The organism is Halofilum ochraceum, assembly GCF_001614315.2.
In the GTDB taxonomy this organism is placed as follows: Bacteria; Pseudomonadota; Gammaproteobacteria; order XJ16; family Halofilaceae; genus Halofilum; species Halofilum ochraceum.
In genome coordinates this window covers 19,909-35,617 of sequence record NZ_LVEG02000014.1, presented here as the reverse complement: position 1 = coordinate 35,617, position 15,709 = coordinate 19,909, and the positions used below count along the sequence as shown (strand labels likewise).

Annotated in this window: 14 protein-coding genes; 10 read left to right on the top strand and 4 right to left on the bottom strand. The window is 66.1% G+C overall.

Going from position 1 to position 15,709, the window contains the following annotated elements:
* The first annotated feature begins 93 nt into the window (after positions 1–93).
* From ndk to der, 8 genes are all read left to right on the top strand, one after another.
* Positions 94–525: a nucleoside-diphosphate kinase gene (gene ndk, locus A0W70_RS12580; RefSeq protein ID WP_067562963.1), complete on the top strand. Its 432-nt coding sequence runs from the start codon at positions 94–96 to the stop codon at positions 523–525.
* A complete protein-coding gene (gene rlmN, locus A0W70_RS12575; protein ID WP_067562960.1) occupies positions 507–1,661 on the top strand; it encodes a dual-specificity RNA methyltransferase RlmN in 1,155 nt (384 codons plus the stop codon). Before ndk ends, rlmN begins: the two co-directional genes overlap by 19 nt.
* Entirely contained in the window at positions 1,661–2,422 is a 762-nt protein-coding gene (pilW, locus tag A0W70_RS12570) for a type IV pilus biogenesis/stability protein PilW (RefSeq protein ID WP_067562957.1), read from the top strand. The genes rlmN and pilW overlap by 1 nt, the downstream gene beginning before the upstream one ends.
* 2 nt (positions 2,423–2,424) lie before the next feature.
* Positions 2,425–3,738: a RodZ domain-containing protein gene (locus A0W70_RS12565; protein WP_067562955.1), complete on the top strand. Its 1,314-nt coding sequence runs from the start codon at positions 2,425–2,427 to the stop codon at positions 3,736–3,738.
* 192 nt (positions 3,739–3,930) lie between these two features.
* Positions 3,931–5,214, top strand: coding sequence for a histidine--tRNA ligase (gene hisS / locus A0W70_RS12560; protein ID WP_075109874.1), 1,284 nt, complete (start codon positions 3,931–3,933; stop codon positions 5,212–5,214).
* A 14-nt stretch (positions 5,215–5,228) separates the two neighbouring features.
* Positions 5,229–5,894 (top strand): YfgM family protein, encoded by a 666-nt coding sequence (locus A0W70_RS12555; RefSeq protein WP_067562950.1) that lies wholly within the window; start codon positions 5,229–5,231, stop codon positions 5,892–5,894.
* On the top strand, positions 5,894–7,051 hold the full coding sequence (bamB, locus tag A0W70_RS12550; protein WP_067562948.1) for an outer membrane protein assembly factor BamB: 1,158 nt from the start codon (positions 5,894–5,896) through the stop codon (positions 7,049–7,051). The genes A0W70_RS12555 and bamB overlap by 1 nt, the downstream gene beginning before the upstream one ends.
* 366 nt (positions 7,052–7,417) lie before the next feature.
* A complete protein-coding gene (gene der / locus A0W70_RS12545; RefSeq protein ID WP_067562945.1) occupies positions 7,418–8,794 on the top strand; it encodes a ribosome biogenesis GTPase Der in 1,377 nt (458 codons plus the stop codon).
* Between the two features lie 43 nt (positions 8,795–8,837).
* On the opposite strand, the gene A0W70_RS12540 is transcribed toward der, so the two are convergent.
* The 3 genes from A0W70_RS12540 to A0W70_RS12530 form a co-directional block, all read right to left on the bottom strand.
* Positions 8,838–9,215: a DUF5362 family protein gene (locus tag A0W70_RS12540; RefSeq protein ID WP_067562942.1), complete on the bottom strand. Its 378-nt coding sequence runs from the start codon at positions 9,213–9,215 to the stop codon at positions 8,838–8,840.
* A gap of 54 nt (positions 9,216–9,269) precedes the next feature.
* Positions 9,270–10,055 carry a sulfate transporter CysZ gene (gene cysZ, locus A0W70_RS12535; protein WP_070989412.1) on the bottom strand — a complete coding sequence of 262 codons (786 nt, stop codon included), beginning with the start codon at positions 10,053–10,055 and terminating at the stop codon, positions 9,270–9,272.
* A gap of 254 nt (positions 10,056–10,309) precedes the next feature.
* Positions 10,310–11,017, bottom strand: coding sequence for an acyl carrier protein phosphodiesterase (locus A0W70_RS12530; protein WP_067562939.1), 708 nt, complete (start codon positions 11,015–11,017; stop codon positions 10,310–10,312).
* A gap of 107 nt (positions 11,018–11,124) precedes the next feature.
* Here A0W70_RS12530 and A0W70_RS12525 point away from each other — a divergent pair, with 107 nt between their 5' ends.
* Entirely contained in the window at positions 11,125–11,343 is a 219-nt protein-coding gene (locus A0W70_RS12525) for a DUF2970 domain-containing protein (protein WP_067562935.1), read from the top strand.
* Between the two features lie 435 nt (positions 11,344–11,778).
* Here A0W70_RS12525 and A0W70_RS12520 read toward each other — a convergent pair whose 3' ends face one another.
* Positions 11,779–14,553 carry a valine--tRNA ligase gene (locus tag A0W70_RS12520; protein ID WP_067562932.1) on the bottom strand — a complete coding sequence of 925 codons (2,775 nt, stop codon included), beginning with the start codon at positions 14,551–14,553 and terminating at the stop codon, positions 11,779–11,781.
* A 139-nt stretch (positions 14,554–14,692) separates the two neighbouring features.
* On the opposite strand from A0W70_RS12520, the gene A0W70_RS12515 reads away from it, so the two are divergent.
* The gene (locus A0W70_RS12515) at positions 14,693–15,481 is read left to right on the top strand and encodes a cobalamin-binding protein (RefSeq protein WP_067562929.1); all 789 of its coding nucleotides are present in this window, start codon (positions 14,693–14,695) and stop codon (positions 15,479–15,481) included.
* Positions 15,482–15,709: the final 228 nt, after the last annotated feature.

Sequence of the window (15,709 nt, the reverse complement as noted above, 5' to 3'; positions counted from 1 at the left end):
GGTGGTGTTTTTTGCGCAGAGAGCGCCCCGCCCGTACAATCGCGCGGTTACCCCTTTGCCAAATCACCAACCCGCACAACAGGAGTCGTCCGAATGGCTGTTGAACGCACGCTCTCGATCGTCAAACCCGATGCCGTATCGAAAAACCTGATCGGCGAGATCTATAAACGCTTCGAGGGCGCCGGGCTGCAGATCGTCGCCGCCCGTATGCTCCACCTCACCCGGGAGCAGGCCGAGGGTTTCTACGCCGTTCATCGTGAGCGCCCGTTCTTCAATGCGCTGGTCGAATTCATGACCTCCGGCCCGGTCATGGTCCAGGTCCTGGAAGGCGAAGACGCGATCGCGAAAAACCGCGAAGTCATGGGCGCGACCAACCCGGAAGAGGCCGACCCGGGCACGATCCGCGCCGATTTCGCGACCACGATCGACGCCAACGCGGTCCACGGCTCGGATGCACCCGAGACGGCGCGCACGGAGATCGCGTTCTTCTTCTCCGAAGAGGATGTATGTCCACGCACCCTGTAACGTTCTTTTCCCCCGGGGAAAACGCGGACGAGGTCGAGCGCACCAATCTGCTCGACCTCGACCGCGAAGGCCTGCGCGCGTTTTTCGTCGAACTGGGCGAAAAACCGTTCCGGGCCGAACAGGTCATGAAGTGGGTCTACCACTACGGCGTGACCGATTTCGACGAGATGACCAATATCTCGCGGCCCCTGCGCGAGCGGCTCTCCGAGATCGCCGAGATCCGCGCGCCGCAGGTGCTCAATTGCCAGGATTCCGCGGACGGCACGCGCAAGTGGCTGTTCGCGATCGGCGGCGGCAACTCCATCGAGTGCGTGTTCATCCCGGACGAGGACCGCAACACGCTGTGCATATCCACCCAGGTGGGTTGTGCGCTCGACTGCTCCTTCTGCGCGACCGCCCGCGCCGGCTTCAACCGCAACCTCACCGTCTCGGAGATCGTCGGCCAGATCTGGATGGCGAACCGCAGCCTGCTGCGGGATCACCCCCAGGGTGAGCGCGGGGTCAGCAACGTCGTACTCATGGGGATGGGCGAGCCGCTGCTGAACATGAAAGCGGTCGTGCCGGCGCTGAAACTGATGATCGATGACATGGCCTTCGCGCTGAGCAAGCGTCACGTCACCGTCAGTACCTCCGGGGTGGTGCCCAAGATGGACCGCCTGCATGAGGCCGTCGACGTGAGTCTGGCGGTATCGCTGCATGCGCCGAACGATACGCTGCGTGACGAGCTGGTCCCGCTTAACAAAAGCCACCCGCTCGATGAACTGATGGCGGCATGCTGGCGCTGGCTCGCCGATGGCAACCGCAAGAAGCACATCATGTTCGAGTACGTGATGCTCGACGGGGTCAATGACCGCCCGGAGCATGCGCATGAACTCGTATCCCTGCTCGGCAACATGCCCGCCAAGGTCAATCTGATCCCGTTCAATCCGTTTGAGGGTTCGGGCTATCGGCGTTCGTCCGAGGAGGCGATCCAGCGGTTCGCGAAAATCCTGCGCGACCGGGGCGTGTTCGCGATCGCCCGGCGTACGCGCGGCGACGATATCGACGCGGCCTGCGGCCAGCTCGCCGGCGAGGTCGAGGATCGCAGCAAGCGCTGGCGGAAATTCGCGGAGCCCCGTTTCGGGGAGCGCGCTTGATGAGCGGTTCCAGGGTGTTGCGATCCATTGCCGTGCTGCTGCTGCTCGTGCTGGCCGCCGGCTGTGCCTCGAATCCCGAGCCGCGCTACAAGACGTCGCTCAAGGAAGCCTCCCGGGTGAACGCCCAGCTCGGGGCCAATTATCTGCAGGCCGGCCAACTGCAGCGCGCCGACGACAAACTGCGCAAGGCGCTGGATCAGGACAGCGAGAACGTCGATGCACACACCGCGTTCGCGCTGCTCAATATGCGGCTCGATAAACCGGATGAAGCGCGGGATCATTTCGAGACCGCGCTCAACCTCGATCCGGAGAGCCCGCAGATCCGTAACAACTACGGCACGTTCCTCTGTGGCGAGGGCGAGCACGACGAAGGGATCGAGCAGTTCCTGCAGGCGGCCGAGAACCGGCTCTACGATACGCCCGCCTACGCGTATTCCAACGCCGGGCGCTGCGCGCGCGCAGCGGGTCGTGATGGCGAGGCGCGCGAATACTTCCGCCAGGCACTGGAACTGAATCCGCGCTTGCCGAGCGCCCTGATCGAGTCCGCTGGGCTCGCCCTCGAGGCGGGTCAGCCGGCAAGGGCGGCCGAGTATTTCAGCCGCTACAGCGAAGTGGCCCAGCAGGGGCCGGAGACGCTCTGGCTTGGCGTGCGGATCGAACGGGCCCTCGGTGACCGCAAAGGGGCGGAGGAATATGGCCTTCAGCTCCTGCGGCGCTTCCGCGATTCCGAGCAGGCGCAACAGTTCCTCGATACCCGCTGATCATGACGACTCATACCGAAAAGGATATGTCCGAGCACCCGACCCTCGATGAACCGCGGCCCGGCCAGGAACTGCGCGAGGCGCGCGAACGGGCCGGGATCAGCCGGGACTCCATGGCGGAGCGCCTGCACCTCGCCCCCGCGCAGCTCGATGCGCTGGAGCGCGACGACTACGCGGAACTGCCGCCACCGGCGTTCGTGCGCGGTTATTTCCGTGCGTACGCGCGCGAACTCGGCCTCGACCATGAAGACTATATCGCCGCCTACAATCGCAGCGGCGTGTCCGCGCGCGACCCGGAGATCCGGAGCGGCGGGGTGACGGAAACGGCCTCCGGCGGTCGCGGGGGCATGATCGGTCTGCTGATGATTGCGCTGGTCGCGGCCGGTGGTATCGCCGCCTGGTGGTATCAGCAGCGCTCGGGCGACGCCACCGGTGACGGCGGTGCGCCCGCAAGCGTCGAGGAAGAACGCAGCGCTGCCGATGCGGAGCCCGAAACGGATCCGGATAGCGGTGACGCGGCCGGCGGCGGCACGGATACGGATGACGCCACGGCGGGCGCCGATACGGGCAGCGAGGGGGCGTCCCCGGAAGAAAACGATACCGATACGGCGTCGGGCGGCGGCACCGAGGGTGGCGATGCCGCCGCTACGGATTCGGATGCGGTGGAGGCCATGGCGGCCGCCGCGGAAGGCGCGGATGAGGACGCCGGAGACGATGGCGATGAGGCCGCTTCCGGCGACGGCGCCGACGCGGGCGACGCCACCGGTGAAGAAACGGAACAGGCTGTCCTGGCGTCCGCCGATCGTGAATCGCTGCAGAGCGGTGGCGAGGAAGCGGCCGCGGACGCTGGCCAAGAGGCTGGTGACGGGGCCGGCGACGGGGATGACGACACTGCGGGTACCGCCGAGGATGACGCGGACGCCCCCGTGGCCGGCGAAGGCGCCGCGGACGATGCCGAGGGCGACCGCACCGCAGCAGCCGCGGAACCGGGCGCGACTTCCCCCGCCGCGACCGACTCGCCGACGCGGGCGGCCACCGAGGCGGCGCGCAGCGGCCCAGACGAGGTTACGCTCGAGTTCTCGTCGCGTTCCTGGCTCGAGGTATACGACGACCGCAACCGCGAGCTCGTCTACACGCTCTATTTCGGCTCCGAGCCGATTACGCTCCAGGGCTATGCACCGTTCGAGATCTTCCTCGGCAATTCGCCGGCCGTGACGGTACGGTTCAACGGCGAGGTCATCGACAAGTCCGCATTCAACCGCGGCAATAACACGGCCCGTTTCGTCGTGGATGCAGCGGGCGTTCGCGCCCCCTGATTCGTCTGGCGGGCCGCGTCGCGCGCGGGCTTGGGTCGTCCTGCAGCGAGCGTGTATATTGCGCGCTTCCGCGCGCCGCCCCGACCGGTTGCTTCACTGAAACCGGTAATGTGTTCCTTGCCCACGTGGCGCCCGCGCGGCAGGCCCATGGGTAACTTTTTCAGTCCCGCACCATAATCCCGGGTTCGATCCGTGACGAAAGCAATCCGTACAGTCCGCGGCATGCACGATATCCTGCCGCCCGAGTCGGCCGCCTGGCAGTGGCTGGAGGGCCAGGTACGCGCGCTCATGGACGCCTACGGCTACGCGGAAATCCGCACGCCGATGCTCGAACGCACCGAGCTGTTCAAACGCTCCATCGGCGAGGTCACCGACATCGTCGAGAAGGAGATGTATACCTTCGAGGATCGCAATGGCGACAGCCTCTCGCTGCGCCCCGAGAACACCGCCAGTGTGGTGCGCGCCGGTATCGAGAACGGCCTGCTGCACAACGCCACCCGGCGGCTCTGGTATACGGGCCCGATGTTCCGTCACGAGCGTCCGCAGAAGGGGCGTTACCGCCAGTTCCACCAGGTTGGCGTCGAGACCTTCGGCATGGCGGGTCCGGATGTCGACCTCGAACTGCTTCTGCTGGGCGAGCGCCTCTGGGGCCGACTGGGCCTCGACGCCGCGGTCACGCTCGAGGTGAACTCACTGGGTACGCCCGAAAGCCGCAAGGCCTATCGCGAGGCGCTGATCGCGCACTTCGAGCCGCACGTCGATCGGCTCGACGAACACGAACGCCACCGCCTGCACGAGAATCCGCTGCGGCTGCTCGACAGCAAGAACGCGGACCTCGCCGAGGTGATCGCCACCGCACCCTCGCTGGTCGATTCGCTCGATGAGGAGAGCCGGCGCCAGTTCGATTGGATTCTGGCGGGGCTCGACGCCGCCGGCGTCGACTACCGCGTGAATCCGCGCCTCGTGCGCGGCCTCGACTATTACACCGGCGTCGTGTTCGAGTGGACGACCGACCGCCTGGGGTCGCAGGGCACGGTCTGCGCGGGCGGGCGTTACGACGGACTGGTGGAACAACTGGGTGGGCGCGGTACACCGGCGGCCGGGTTCGCGCTCGGCGTCGAACGCCTGCTGGCATTGATGGAGGCGGAAGGGCAGTGGCCCGAACCGCAACCACCGCACGCCTGTCTCGTAATGGCCGGTGAACGGGCCACCCTCGAGGGGCTGCTGGTCGCCGAACGCCTGCGCGAGGCGCTGCCATGGCTGCGTCTGGAGAGCCTGTGTGGCGGCGGCAGCCTGAAAAGCCAGTTCCGGCGGGCCGATCGAAGTGGCGCGGCGTTTGCATTGGTCATGGGTGATGACGAGGTCGCCGCTGGCACCGTGGCGATCAAGCCGCTGCGGGCCGAGGGTGAACAGGAATCGGTGCCGGTCACCGAAGTCGCCGGCCGTCTGGCCGCAGTCGTGGCCGAACAGGTCTGAATCGGGGGAGTCCATTGGTCGATTACGCCACTGAAGAAGAACAGGTCGAGGCCCTCAAGCGCTGGTGGAGGGAGAACGGGACATCCATCATCGCCGGCGCGGCGCTCGGTATTCTGGCGCTGGTGGGTTGGCGCGGCTGGACCTGGCACCAGGAAACGCAGGCACTGGAAGCATCCAGGCTGTATGACGAGGTCAGTGCGCGCATCGAGAATGGCGACCGCGAGGCGCTGGTCTCGGCCGCGGAACAGCTGCGCGCGGATTACGCCTCGACCGCTTACGCCTCGCTCGGGGCACTGGCCGCGGCGCGCGCGGCCGTAGACGCGGGCGACCTCGCCGCCGCCGCCGAGTGGCTCCGCTGGGCGATGGACAATGGCGACGACGTGAAGCTCGGCTATCTGGCCCGCGGGCGGCTCGCCCGGATCGAAGCGGCGCGAGGCCGGATCGATGAAGGCCTGGCACTGCTGGACGTGGATCCCCCGGCCGCGTGGGTCGGTCTCTATGGCGAGATCCGCGGTGATCTGCTGACGGAGAAAGGGGATCGGGAGGCGGCCATCGAGGCCTATCGGGCCGCGCTTGATGCCGAAGTGCCGCCACCGGATCCGGAAGCGGTGCAGCGCAAACTCAACGAAGCCCAGGCCGCCGGGGCCAATCGCGGCGGCGACGGAGAAGAAGCCTCCTGATGCGAAGAGCGTTACTGCCGTTTCTGGCCCTGCTTCTGTCCGCCTGCAGTACGACGGAAGATACCGCCGCACCGCCCAACGAACTCACGGATTTCGAGCCCGGCGCCGAGCTGCGGGAAGTCTGGTCCGCGGACACCGGTTGGGGCGGCACCGAGAAATGGGTCAGCCTCGCCCCGTTCGCCGACGGTGGCACGGTCTACGCCGCCAATTACAGCGGCGAGGTCAGTGCCTGGGCACTCGAAGCCGGTGACCGCGCCTGGCGCACGGATCTGGACACCGAACTCACGGCCGGTGTCGGCGGCGACGAACAAACGGTCTACGTCGGCACGGCCCAGGGGGAGGTGGTCGCGCTCGCCCGGGAAGACGGCACAGAACGCTGGCGCGAGGATGTCGGTGGCGAACTGCTCGCGCCGCCGGCGGGTGGTGCCGGCGGGGTCATCGTCCGCACGGTCGATGGACGCCTGATCGCGCTCAGTGCCGACGACGGCGAGCGTGAGTGGACCTTTACCTCCGATGTCCCCTCCCTGTCCCTGCGCGGAAACGGCGCGCCGCTACGGGTCCCGGGCGGTGTCCTGGTCGGCCTCGACGATGGCCAGCTCGCGGCGCTGTCCGCGCGCAACGGCCAGGCGCTGTGGCAGACGGCCGTCGCCGAACCGACCGGCGGCTCGCCGGTCGAGCGCATGGTCGATATCGACGGCGCCATCGGCCTCGGCAGTAATGTCGCCTATGCGGTCACCTATCAGGGGCAAATCGCCCAGGTGGAACCGCAGCGGGGCAACGTCCGGTGGTCACGCGAGATGTCGTCCTATGCCGGACTCGGCGTCGACCGCTCGCGGGTGTACGTCAGCACCGCGGACAGCCACGTCGTCGCGCTGGGCCAGAGCAACGGGACGACCCGCTGGCGGCAGGAGAAGCTCGCCCATCGCCGTCTCACCGCGCCCGTCCCCGTACCCGGCACCCCGTTCCTCGCGCTCGGCGATTACGACGGCTACGTCCACATCCTGACCCGCGCCGACGGCCGCATCGTCGCGCGTGAGCAGATCGGCGGGGACGGTATCCTGGCGGACCCGCTCGCCGTCGCCGAGGGGCGCATCGCCGTCCAGACCCAGGGCGACGACCTCGCCATCCTCGAGATCAGCAGGCTCGAGGAAGACTGAGGCCGCGGTCCGGGGATTCATGGTGGTGGGTCAGGTCCAGGTTGTCGTTTTTTCTCGCAGAGGCGCGGAGGGCGCCAAGAGCGCAGAGAAACTCGATAATCGATAGCAAGTAGGCCGGCTTTTGCCGAAGGCAACAGCCGGCGCACCGGTGTATCCGTGGCGACATCGCCGGCTGGCTCCCTTTGGCCGCAAGCCGGCCTACGTCAATGTGGCAAGTGTCCGGAGTTTGCCCTTCTCCGCTTTGCGCTCTTGGCGCCCTCCGCGTCTCTGCGAGAGATAACGACAACGCATCCACGCAGCACGAACTTGCATTCGCGTGTATCGTATCGCCCGCTGGCCGCAATCCCCCGAGGGCTGTACAGACCGATGACCCCCGTAGTTGCCCTCGTAGGGCGCCCGAATGTGGGCAAATCCACGCTGTTCAATGTGCTGACGCACTCGCGGCGCGCGCTGGTCGCCGATGTGCCCGGTCTCACGCGCGACCGGCAATACGGCATGGCCCGCGTCGGTGAGCGCGACATCATCGTGGTGGACACCGGTGGGCTGACCGATGAGCGTGAAGCGCTCGATCAGCAGATGGCGGTCCAGACCGAAGCGGCGATCGAAGAGGCCGATGTCGTGCTGGTCCTGATGGATGCGCGCGATGGCGTATTGCCGGCCGATTCGGCCGTCATCGAACGCCTGCGCCGCAACGGCAAGCCCTTCCGGATCGTCGTCAACAAGACCGACGGGCTCGACCCGGACGCCGCGCTGGCCGACTTCCATGGCCTCGCCGGCGACGCCCCGATCGGGATCGCGGCGAGCCAGGGGCGCGGAGTGGCGCGTCTGGCGGATACCGTCGCGACGCTGCTGCCCGAGGCCGGTGGATCGCCCGAAACGGATGAGACGGTCGCTGCCGGCGGTGTGCGTGTCGCCATCGTCGGGCGCCCCAACGTCGGCAAATCCACCCTGGTGAATCGGCTGCTGGGCGAGGAGCGCATGCTCGCGATCGATCAGCCCGGGACCACGCGCGATGCGGTCGAGATCCCGTTCGAGCGTGATGGCCGCAACTACACCCTCATCGATACCGCGGGCCTGCGCCGGCGCTCACGGGTGGATGGCGCGGTGGAGAAGTTCAGCGCGCTGAAGACGCTCGAGGCCATCAAGGCCGCCAACGTCGTGATTCTCGTGCTGGATGCCCGCCAGGGCCTCGCGGAGCAGGATCAGCATGTCGTCGGTCACGTCCTCGACGCGGGCCGGGCGCTGGTCGTGGCCATCAACAAGTGGGATGGCCTGGATCGCTACACGAAAGATCGCGTACGCGCGGATCGCGAGCGCCGTTTCGGCTTCGTCGATTTCGCCGAGACGCGCTACATCTCCGCCCTGCACGGCACGGGCGTGGGCGATCTGCTGAAGTCCGTGGACCGGGCGCATGGCGCCGCGATGGTGAATCTGCAGACGCACCAATTGACCACGACGCTGGAAGACGCCGTCGCCGAGCATCAGCCGCCGCTGGTCGGCGGCGCGCGCGTCAAGCTGCGCTACGCGCACCAGGGTGGCAGCAACCCGCCCACGATCGTCGTCCACGGCAACCGCGTGGACCGCCTCCCGGCTGCGTACCGGCGCTACCTGGAGAAGCGCTTTCGCGAGAAGTTCGGCCTGCGCGGCACGCCGGTCCGATTCGAGTTCCGCAGCGGCGAGAACCCGTATTCGAGGAAGGATCGCGCCCAGCGACCCAAAAAGAAGCGCAGCAGTCGCTCCTGAACGGTCGCAGGCCCCGTGTGACGGCACGGCGCCCCGCGGTGCGTCAGTACGCCCCCATCCCGTGACCGCCGCCCATCATGCCCGCTCCCAGTCCGAACAGCATGCCGAGCACGCCGATCACGATGTAGATGAGCGTGAGTACGCCAAAGATCGTGAAGTAGGTTTTCAACCGGCGCATCGCCAGTTCGGCCACCGCGTCGTCGCCGGTGATATACGCCTGATCGATACTGCCGGCGGCCTGCATCAGCGAGATGCCGGCCCAGATCGGGATCCAGCAGATCAGGATGCCGACGATACTCAGCGCGGTTAACACGCCGCTGATGATCAGCATCACGCCGACCAGCTGCATCCAGAATTTGCCGCGATACAACGGCTCGATCAGTCGCTGGATGTCCTTGCCCGCCTGCGTATCAGCTTCCATGAAACTCTCCCTCGTTTTGATTTTCGGTTTGCGTCACCGGCATCCATCGACGGTTCACGCACCCTTCCGGTGCCGGCCCTTCGTCGCCGTTGCGCTCTCATGCCCTCGCGGAACCAGCGCCGAAAGCTCGCCCACATAGAGCGCGGTTGCCCCACAGACCGCGACCGGCATCGCGATCAGGTTCAGACCGGGGGTCGCGGTCATCCCCATGATGACCGTCCCGAAACCCAGCGCCACGCCGCGGCGCCGGGCGATCAGGCCGCGCGCTTCGCGAAAGGTGACCCCATGATTGCCGAGCGGGCAGTCGGCGTATTCGAGTGCCATCATCCAGGCGCCGAAGGCGAGCCACAGGAACGGGGCCACGAGGTTAAGGCCCGGGATCAGGAACAGCAGCAGCAGCGGCAACGACCACGCCGCGAGATAGATCAGCTTGCGGATCTCGGCGCCGATGCTCGCGCTCGCTTCGCCCATCAGACCACGCTGGATCCCCTCGTCACCACGGCCGCCCCGCAGATCACGCTCGACCCGGTCCGCGAGCAACCCGTTGAATGGCGCCGCGACGAGGTTGGCCAGCAGGGTGAACGCATAGAACGAAACCAGCGCCGCGCCCACCGCGAAAATCAGCCACAGCAGCGCCCGCACGAACCAGATGTCGAGCCACTCCGGCAGGATCCATTGCAGGAAATCCTGGAACGCCGCCGCCCCGAACCAGATCCCCGTACCGAAGATCAGTATGTTGATCAGCAGCGGCAATATCGCGTAACGGGTAACGCCGGGGCGCCGGACCAGGCGGAACCCCTGCAGCGCATAACCCGCCCCACGTGTGAAATCGGCAATCATTCGGCCTCCATCGGCCATCACTCCGCGAACCGCACGCTACCGTACCCGATCCCCGACCAGGCCGGAACCGGTGCCGAGACCCGCGTACGGCGAGCCCTCGGCGGTATGGTTTGCACCGACCTCTTGATCGAACCGTAGGCGCGTCTTCAACCGGCGCCACCGCACCGGTTGAATGCGCGCGGCCTGCCCGAAACATCCGATCGGGCCCGCACCGTACTCGCGCGCGTTCGCCGTCGGCGAAAACGCGCCTACGATCAGGTGCCCTTGTAGGAGCGAGCTTGCTCGCGATCGTGCCCGGACGACGCCTCGGGGCCGGCCGCGTTCAGGCACGCCATATCGCCAGGATGCCCGCCGCTCCCGCTATCCGGCAAATGCCGCGCAAGGCGGCGGCCTTCGGTGACGGCGAAGGCCTGTACATCCGGCCAGAAGAGATCGAAGTCGGCGCGGAGCGCATCGTAATTCGCGCCGATATCGTCCGCCAGCAGCGCCAGCGGATTTTCCCGCGACAGCCGCCGGCTCATGCGTGCCAGCGCGAAGGCCATGCCCTGGAATCGGGCATAGGAGCCGAGCCAGTCATCCTCGCGCAGCGAGGGCAGGATCCGTTGCAGGCGCGGCGGCAGGATCGCGTATCGGGCCGTGAGGACCGCGTACGCGTGCCTGCGGCAGCGACGGAACTCGTCGGATGCCACCTGTTCCCAGCGCGCGGCGAGGAAGTGATCGAAGGCCATATCGATCGCGATACCGGCAAACCGTCGATGCGCCTGGGGCAACCGCGCGATGGCCTGGTGCACCACGGGATGCGCGTCGGTGAACCCATCAACGGACCGGTGCAAGCGAATGCCCCGGACCACGGCCGGGGCAAAACGCCCCTCGGGGCGCCCCTTGGCGAAATCGCCGAGGAAATTGCCGAGGATCGACTCGGGCGAGCCGTCGGCGAGGGCGAGATGGGCGAGGTAGTTCACGGCTGAAAACGATTTCCGGTTCGCTGCGAAGGAACCCCTGACACCGACGGCCCGCTCCGCGGTACGATCGGCGTCGCTCCAGCCTCAGGATACGGGAATCGCCCGCCATGAACGATTCACGCGACAAACGCCCGGGTGTGCTGCAGATCTTCAAGAGCGTCGGCGCGGCCTTCTTCGGCGTCCAGTCCGAAGCCAACCGCCAACGCGACTTCACCCACGGCCAACTCCACCACTACGTCCTCGCGGGCCTCGTCGCGACCGTGGTGTTCGTCCTGGTCCTGTGGGGGGTCGTGCAGCTGGTTTTGACGCTTGCGGGGGTGAAATGAAAAGAGAGAACCACGAATGAACACGAAAGATTCGCCGGGAGCGAATCTTCGCGCCAGCCCCAAAGGGGCGAGGCGCATGGACGCGCCGAGCAATGGACACGAATGCTGCCGCTTGGCCTACTGAGCTACAGGGAGCTTCGCTGTTATGGCGTCGTGTATGACGTGCAAACTGCATAACCAAAAAATGAACGAAAAATGGACAAAAAATAGTTGATGGCTGACCGTGACCACAGCCTCGAATCCAGCGCATTACTATTTTTTGTATATCTTTTGTTCATTTTTTGGTTATCAGAACGGGCAAAATTCCCCACAGCATCACAGCGAAGCTCCCGAACGCTCAACGAGCCAAGCGGCAGCATTCGTGTCCATTCGTGTTCATTCGTGGTTCTTTCAGTCGTGATTCCAGACCGGGTTCATCCCTGAACCAGGTTGGTCTTACAGTTCCGCAATCCGCTCCCGCTGGGCGCGGAGTTCGGTGAGGGAGTGGGCCATTTCGGCGCGTTTGTCGCGTTCTTTCTGGACGACGTCCGCCGGGGCGCGGTCGACGAAGTTGGCGTTGTCGAGTTTTTTGTCGACGCGCTCGATTTCCTGTTCGAGCTTGCCGGTCTGTTTGTCGAGCCGCGCGAGTTCGGCGTCGCGGTCGATGAGGCCGCCGAGCTGGATCAGGAGCTTGAGCTCGCCCACGAGTGCGGTCACGTTGCCGCTCACCGCCGATTCGTCATCGACCCATTCCAGCGACTCGAGGCGCGCCAGCGTGCGGATCGCGTCTTCGAGTGACTGCATGCGGCGCTGGTCCTCGGGGCCGCCTTCCGTCATCGCCAGCGGCACGCGCTGACCCGGTTTGAGGTTCATCTCCGAGCGCACGCGGCGAATCTCGAGCACCACTTTCTGCAGCCAGTCGATATCCGCCTCGGCGGTCGCGTCGATGCGGGCCTCATCGGCCTCGGGCCAGGCGGCCAGTGAGATCGTTTCGCCGGTCTGGCCGGCCAGCGGGGCAACCTTTTGCCACAGCTCCTCGGTGATATACGGCATCAGCGGATGCATCAGACGCAGCAGCGCCTCGAGCACGCGGACCAGCGTGCGTCGCGTGCCACGTTTGCGTTCGGCCGGAGCGTCGTCGTCGGTCAGGACCGTCTTGGCGAGCTCGACATACCAGTCGCAGTACTCGTCCCAGGTGAACTCGTAAATGGCCTGCGACATCAGATCGAACCGATACGATTCGATGTGCTCGCGCGCGGCGCGCTCGGTGCGCTGCAGACGCGAGATGATCCAGCGGTCGGCCACGGTGAGTTCCACTTCGCCGTCGTCGGCGCCGGTGTCCTCGCCCTCGGTGTTCATCAGCACGTAGCGCGAGGCGTTCCACAGCTTGTTGCAGAAGTTGCGATAGCCCTCGACGCGGCCGAGGTCGAAGCGGATATCGCGGCCCGTGGAGGCGAGGGCGCCGAAGGTGAAGCGCACGGCGTCGGTGCCGAAGGCGGGGATGCCGTCGGGGAACGCATTGCGCGTCATGCGCTCGATGCCCTTGCGTTTCTGCGGCTGCATCATGCCCGACGTGCGCTTCTCGACCAGGCCTTCGAGGTCGATGCCGTCGATGAGGTCGATCGGGTCGAGCACGTTGCCCTTGGACTTCGACATCTTCTGGCCTTCGGAATCGCGCACGAGGCCGTGGATGTAGACCTGATGGAACGGCACGTCGCCCATGAACTTGAGTCCGAACATGATCATCCGGGCGACCCAGAAGAAGATGATGTCGAACCCGGTGACCAGCACCGAAGTCGGATAGAAGGTCTTCAGGGCGTCGGTCTGTTCGGGCCAGCCGAGTGTGGAGAACGGCCAAAGGGCCGAGGAATACCAGGTATCCAGCACGTCATCGTCGCGGGTCAGCGTGGTATCGGCGCCGAGGCCGTATTTTTCACGGGCTTCCGCCTCTGTGCGCGCGACGTACACGTGGCCATCGTCGTCATACCACGCCGGGATCCGGTGGCCCCACCAGATCTGGCGCGAGATGCACCAGTCCTGGATTTCCTCCATCCAGTTGAAGTAGGTCTTGGCCCAGTTGCCCGGCACAAAATCGATGCGACCGTCACGCACGGCCTCGATGGCCGGTTCGGCCAGCGGCTTCACGTGCACGAACCACTGGTCCGTCAGGTAGGGCTCGATCACCGCACCCGTGCGGTCGCCGCGCGGGATCATCAGCTTATGGTCCTCGACCTGCTCGAGCAGGCCGGCTGCCTCCAGGTCGGCGACCACGCGCTCGCGTGCCTCGAAGCGGTCGAGGTCACGGTAGGCGGCCGGTGCGTGCTCATTCACCTTCGCGTCGGGCGTGAAGATGTTGATCGGCTCCATGCCGTGACGCTCGCCCACCGCGTAGTCGTTGAAGTCGTGCGCCGGGGTGATCTTGAGGCAGCCGCTGCCGAACTCGGGATCCACGTATTCGTCGCCGACGATGGGGATTTTGCGGTCGCACAGCGGCAGATCGACGTAATGGCCGATCAGGTGGGCGTAGCGCTCGTCCTCCGGATGGACCGCGACCGCCGTGTCGCCCAGCATGGTCTCCGGACGCGTCGTGGCGACCGAGACATGGCCGTCGATATCCGCCAGCGGGTAGCGGATATGCCAGATATGACCCTGCTCCTCTTCGGATTCGACCTCGAGATCCGAGACCGCCGTGTGCAGAACCGGGTCCCAGTTGACCAGCCGCTTGCCGCGGTAGATCAGCCCTTCGTCATAGAGCTGCACGAAGGTCTCGACCACGGCCTCGGAGAGCCCGTCGTCCATCGTGAAGCGCTCGCGGCTCCAGTCCGGGGACGCGCCGAGGCGGCGCAGCTGCACGGAGATCTGGTTGCCGGACTCCTCCTTCCACTGCCAGACGCGGTCGATGAAGGTCTCGCGCCCGAGTTCATGGCGCGTCACGCCCTCCGCGGCCAGCTGGCGCTCGACGACCATCTGCGTGGCGATGCCGGCGTGGTCCGCGCCCGGCTGCCACAGCGTCTGCTCTCCGCGCATCCGGTGGTAGCGGATGAGGGTGTCCATGATCGTGTCCTGGAACGCGTGCCCCATGTGCAGGGTGCCGGTCACGTTCGGCGGCGGGATCATGATGCAGAAGGGCGGGCCGTCCCCCTGCGGGCGGAAATACCCGTTTTGCTCCCAGAAGTCGTACCAGCGGCGTTCGATCGCTTGCGGGTCGTAGGTCTTTGCGAGCGTGGTCATAGGGCGGTTCCGCATCGTTCCGGGGGAGTCATGAAAACCGTGAAAGATAGCATACCGGGCGCCTGCCTCCGACCGTCCAGTGGCAGCAGCAGGGGCGTTCCGGTATCCTCCGGCCGCTCATGGCAAAGGAGCCGGACCGATGGACGACTACCCACAACGGATTGTGTGCCTGACGGAAGAGACCACCGAGACCCTCTACCTGCTCGGTGAAGCGGACCGCATCGTCGGCATCTCCGGGTTCACCGTGCGCCCGGCCGCGGCGCGGCGGGAAAAGCCCAAGGTATCGGCCTTCACCAGCGCGAAAATCGACCGCATTCTGGAACTCGAGCCGGACCTGGTGCTCGGTTTCTCCGACATGCAGGCGGGGATCGCCGCGGAACTCATCCGCGCCGGTGTCGAGGTCTACGTGTTCAATCAGCGCTCGATCGCCGGCATCCTGACCATGATCCGGCGCCTCGGTGCCCTGATCGGCGCTGCCCGGAAGGCGGATGCGCTGATCCAGGAGCTGGAGGAGGGCATGGAGCGCGTGCGCCGGGAGGCGGCCGAGCTGCCGCGGACCCCGAGCGTGTATTTCGAGGAGTGGGACGAGCCGTTGATCACCGGTATCGGCTGGGTGCACGAGTTGATCGGCGTCGCCGGTGGCAGGGACTGCTTACCCGAACGCGCCGCCTGCCCCGATGCGGCCAGCCGCATCATCGCCGATCCGGACGAAGTCGTCGCGGCCGCGCCGGATCTGATCATCGGCTCCTGGTGCGGCAAACGTTTCCGCCCCGAAAAAGTCGCCGCCCGCCCGGGCTGGGATGCCATCCCCGCCGTGCGCAACGGCCACCTCTACGAAATCAAATCCCCCGACATCCTCCAACCCGGCCCAGCCGCTCTCACCGACGGCCTTACGCAATTGGCTGAACGTATCCGTTCTGCTGCCTAGGACGGGCTAGAACCACGAATGAACACGAATGCTGCCGCAGGGCGCTGTGATGTGGTTGGAGCTTCGCTGAAAGGGGTGATGGTCCTGAAGCGGGGATGAGAGCCACAGATGAACACAGATGGACACAGATAAAAGTCAACGGCGGTCGATGGCAGACCGCGAGCGGGTGATCTCACCTCATCGCCGCTTTTGACCTTATCTGTGTTCATCTGTGTCTATCTGTGGTTC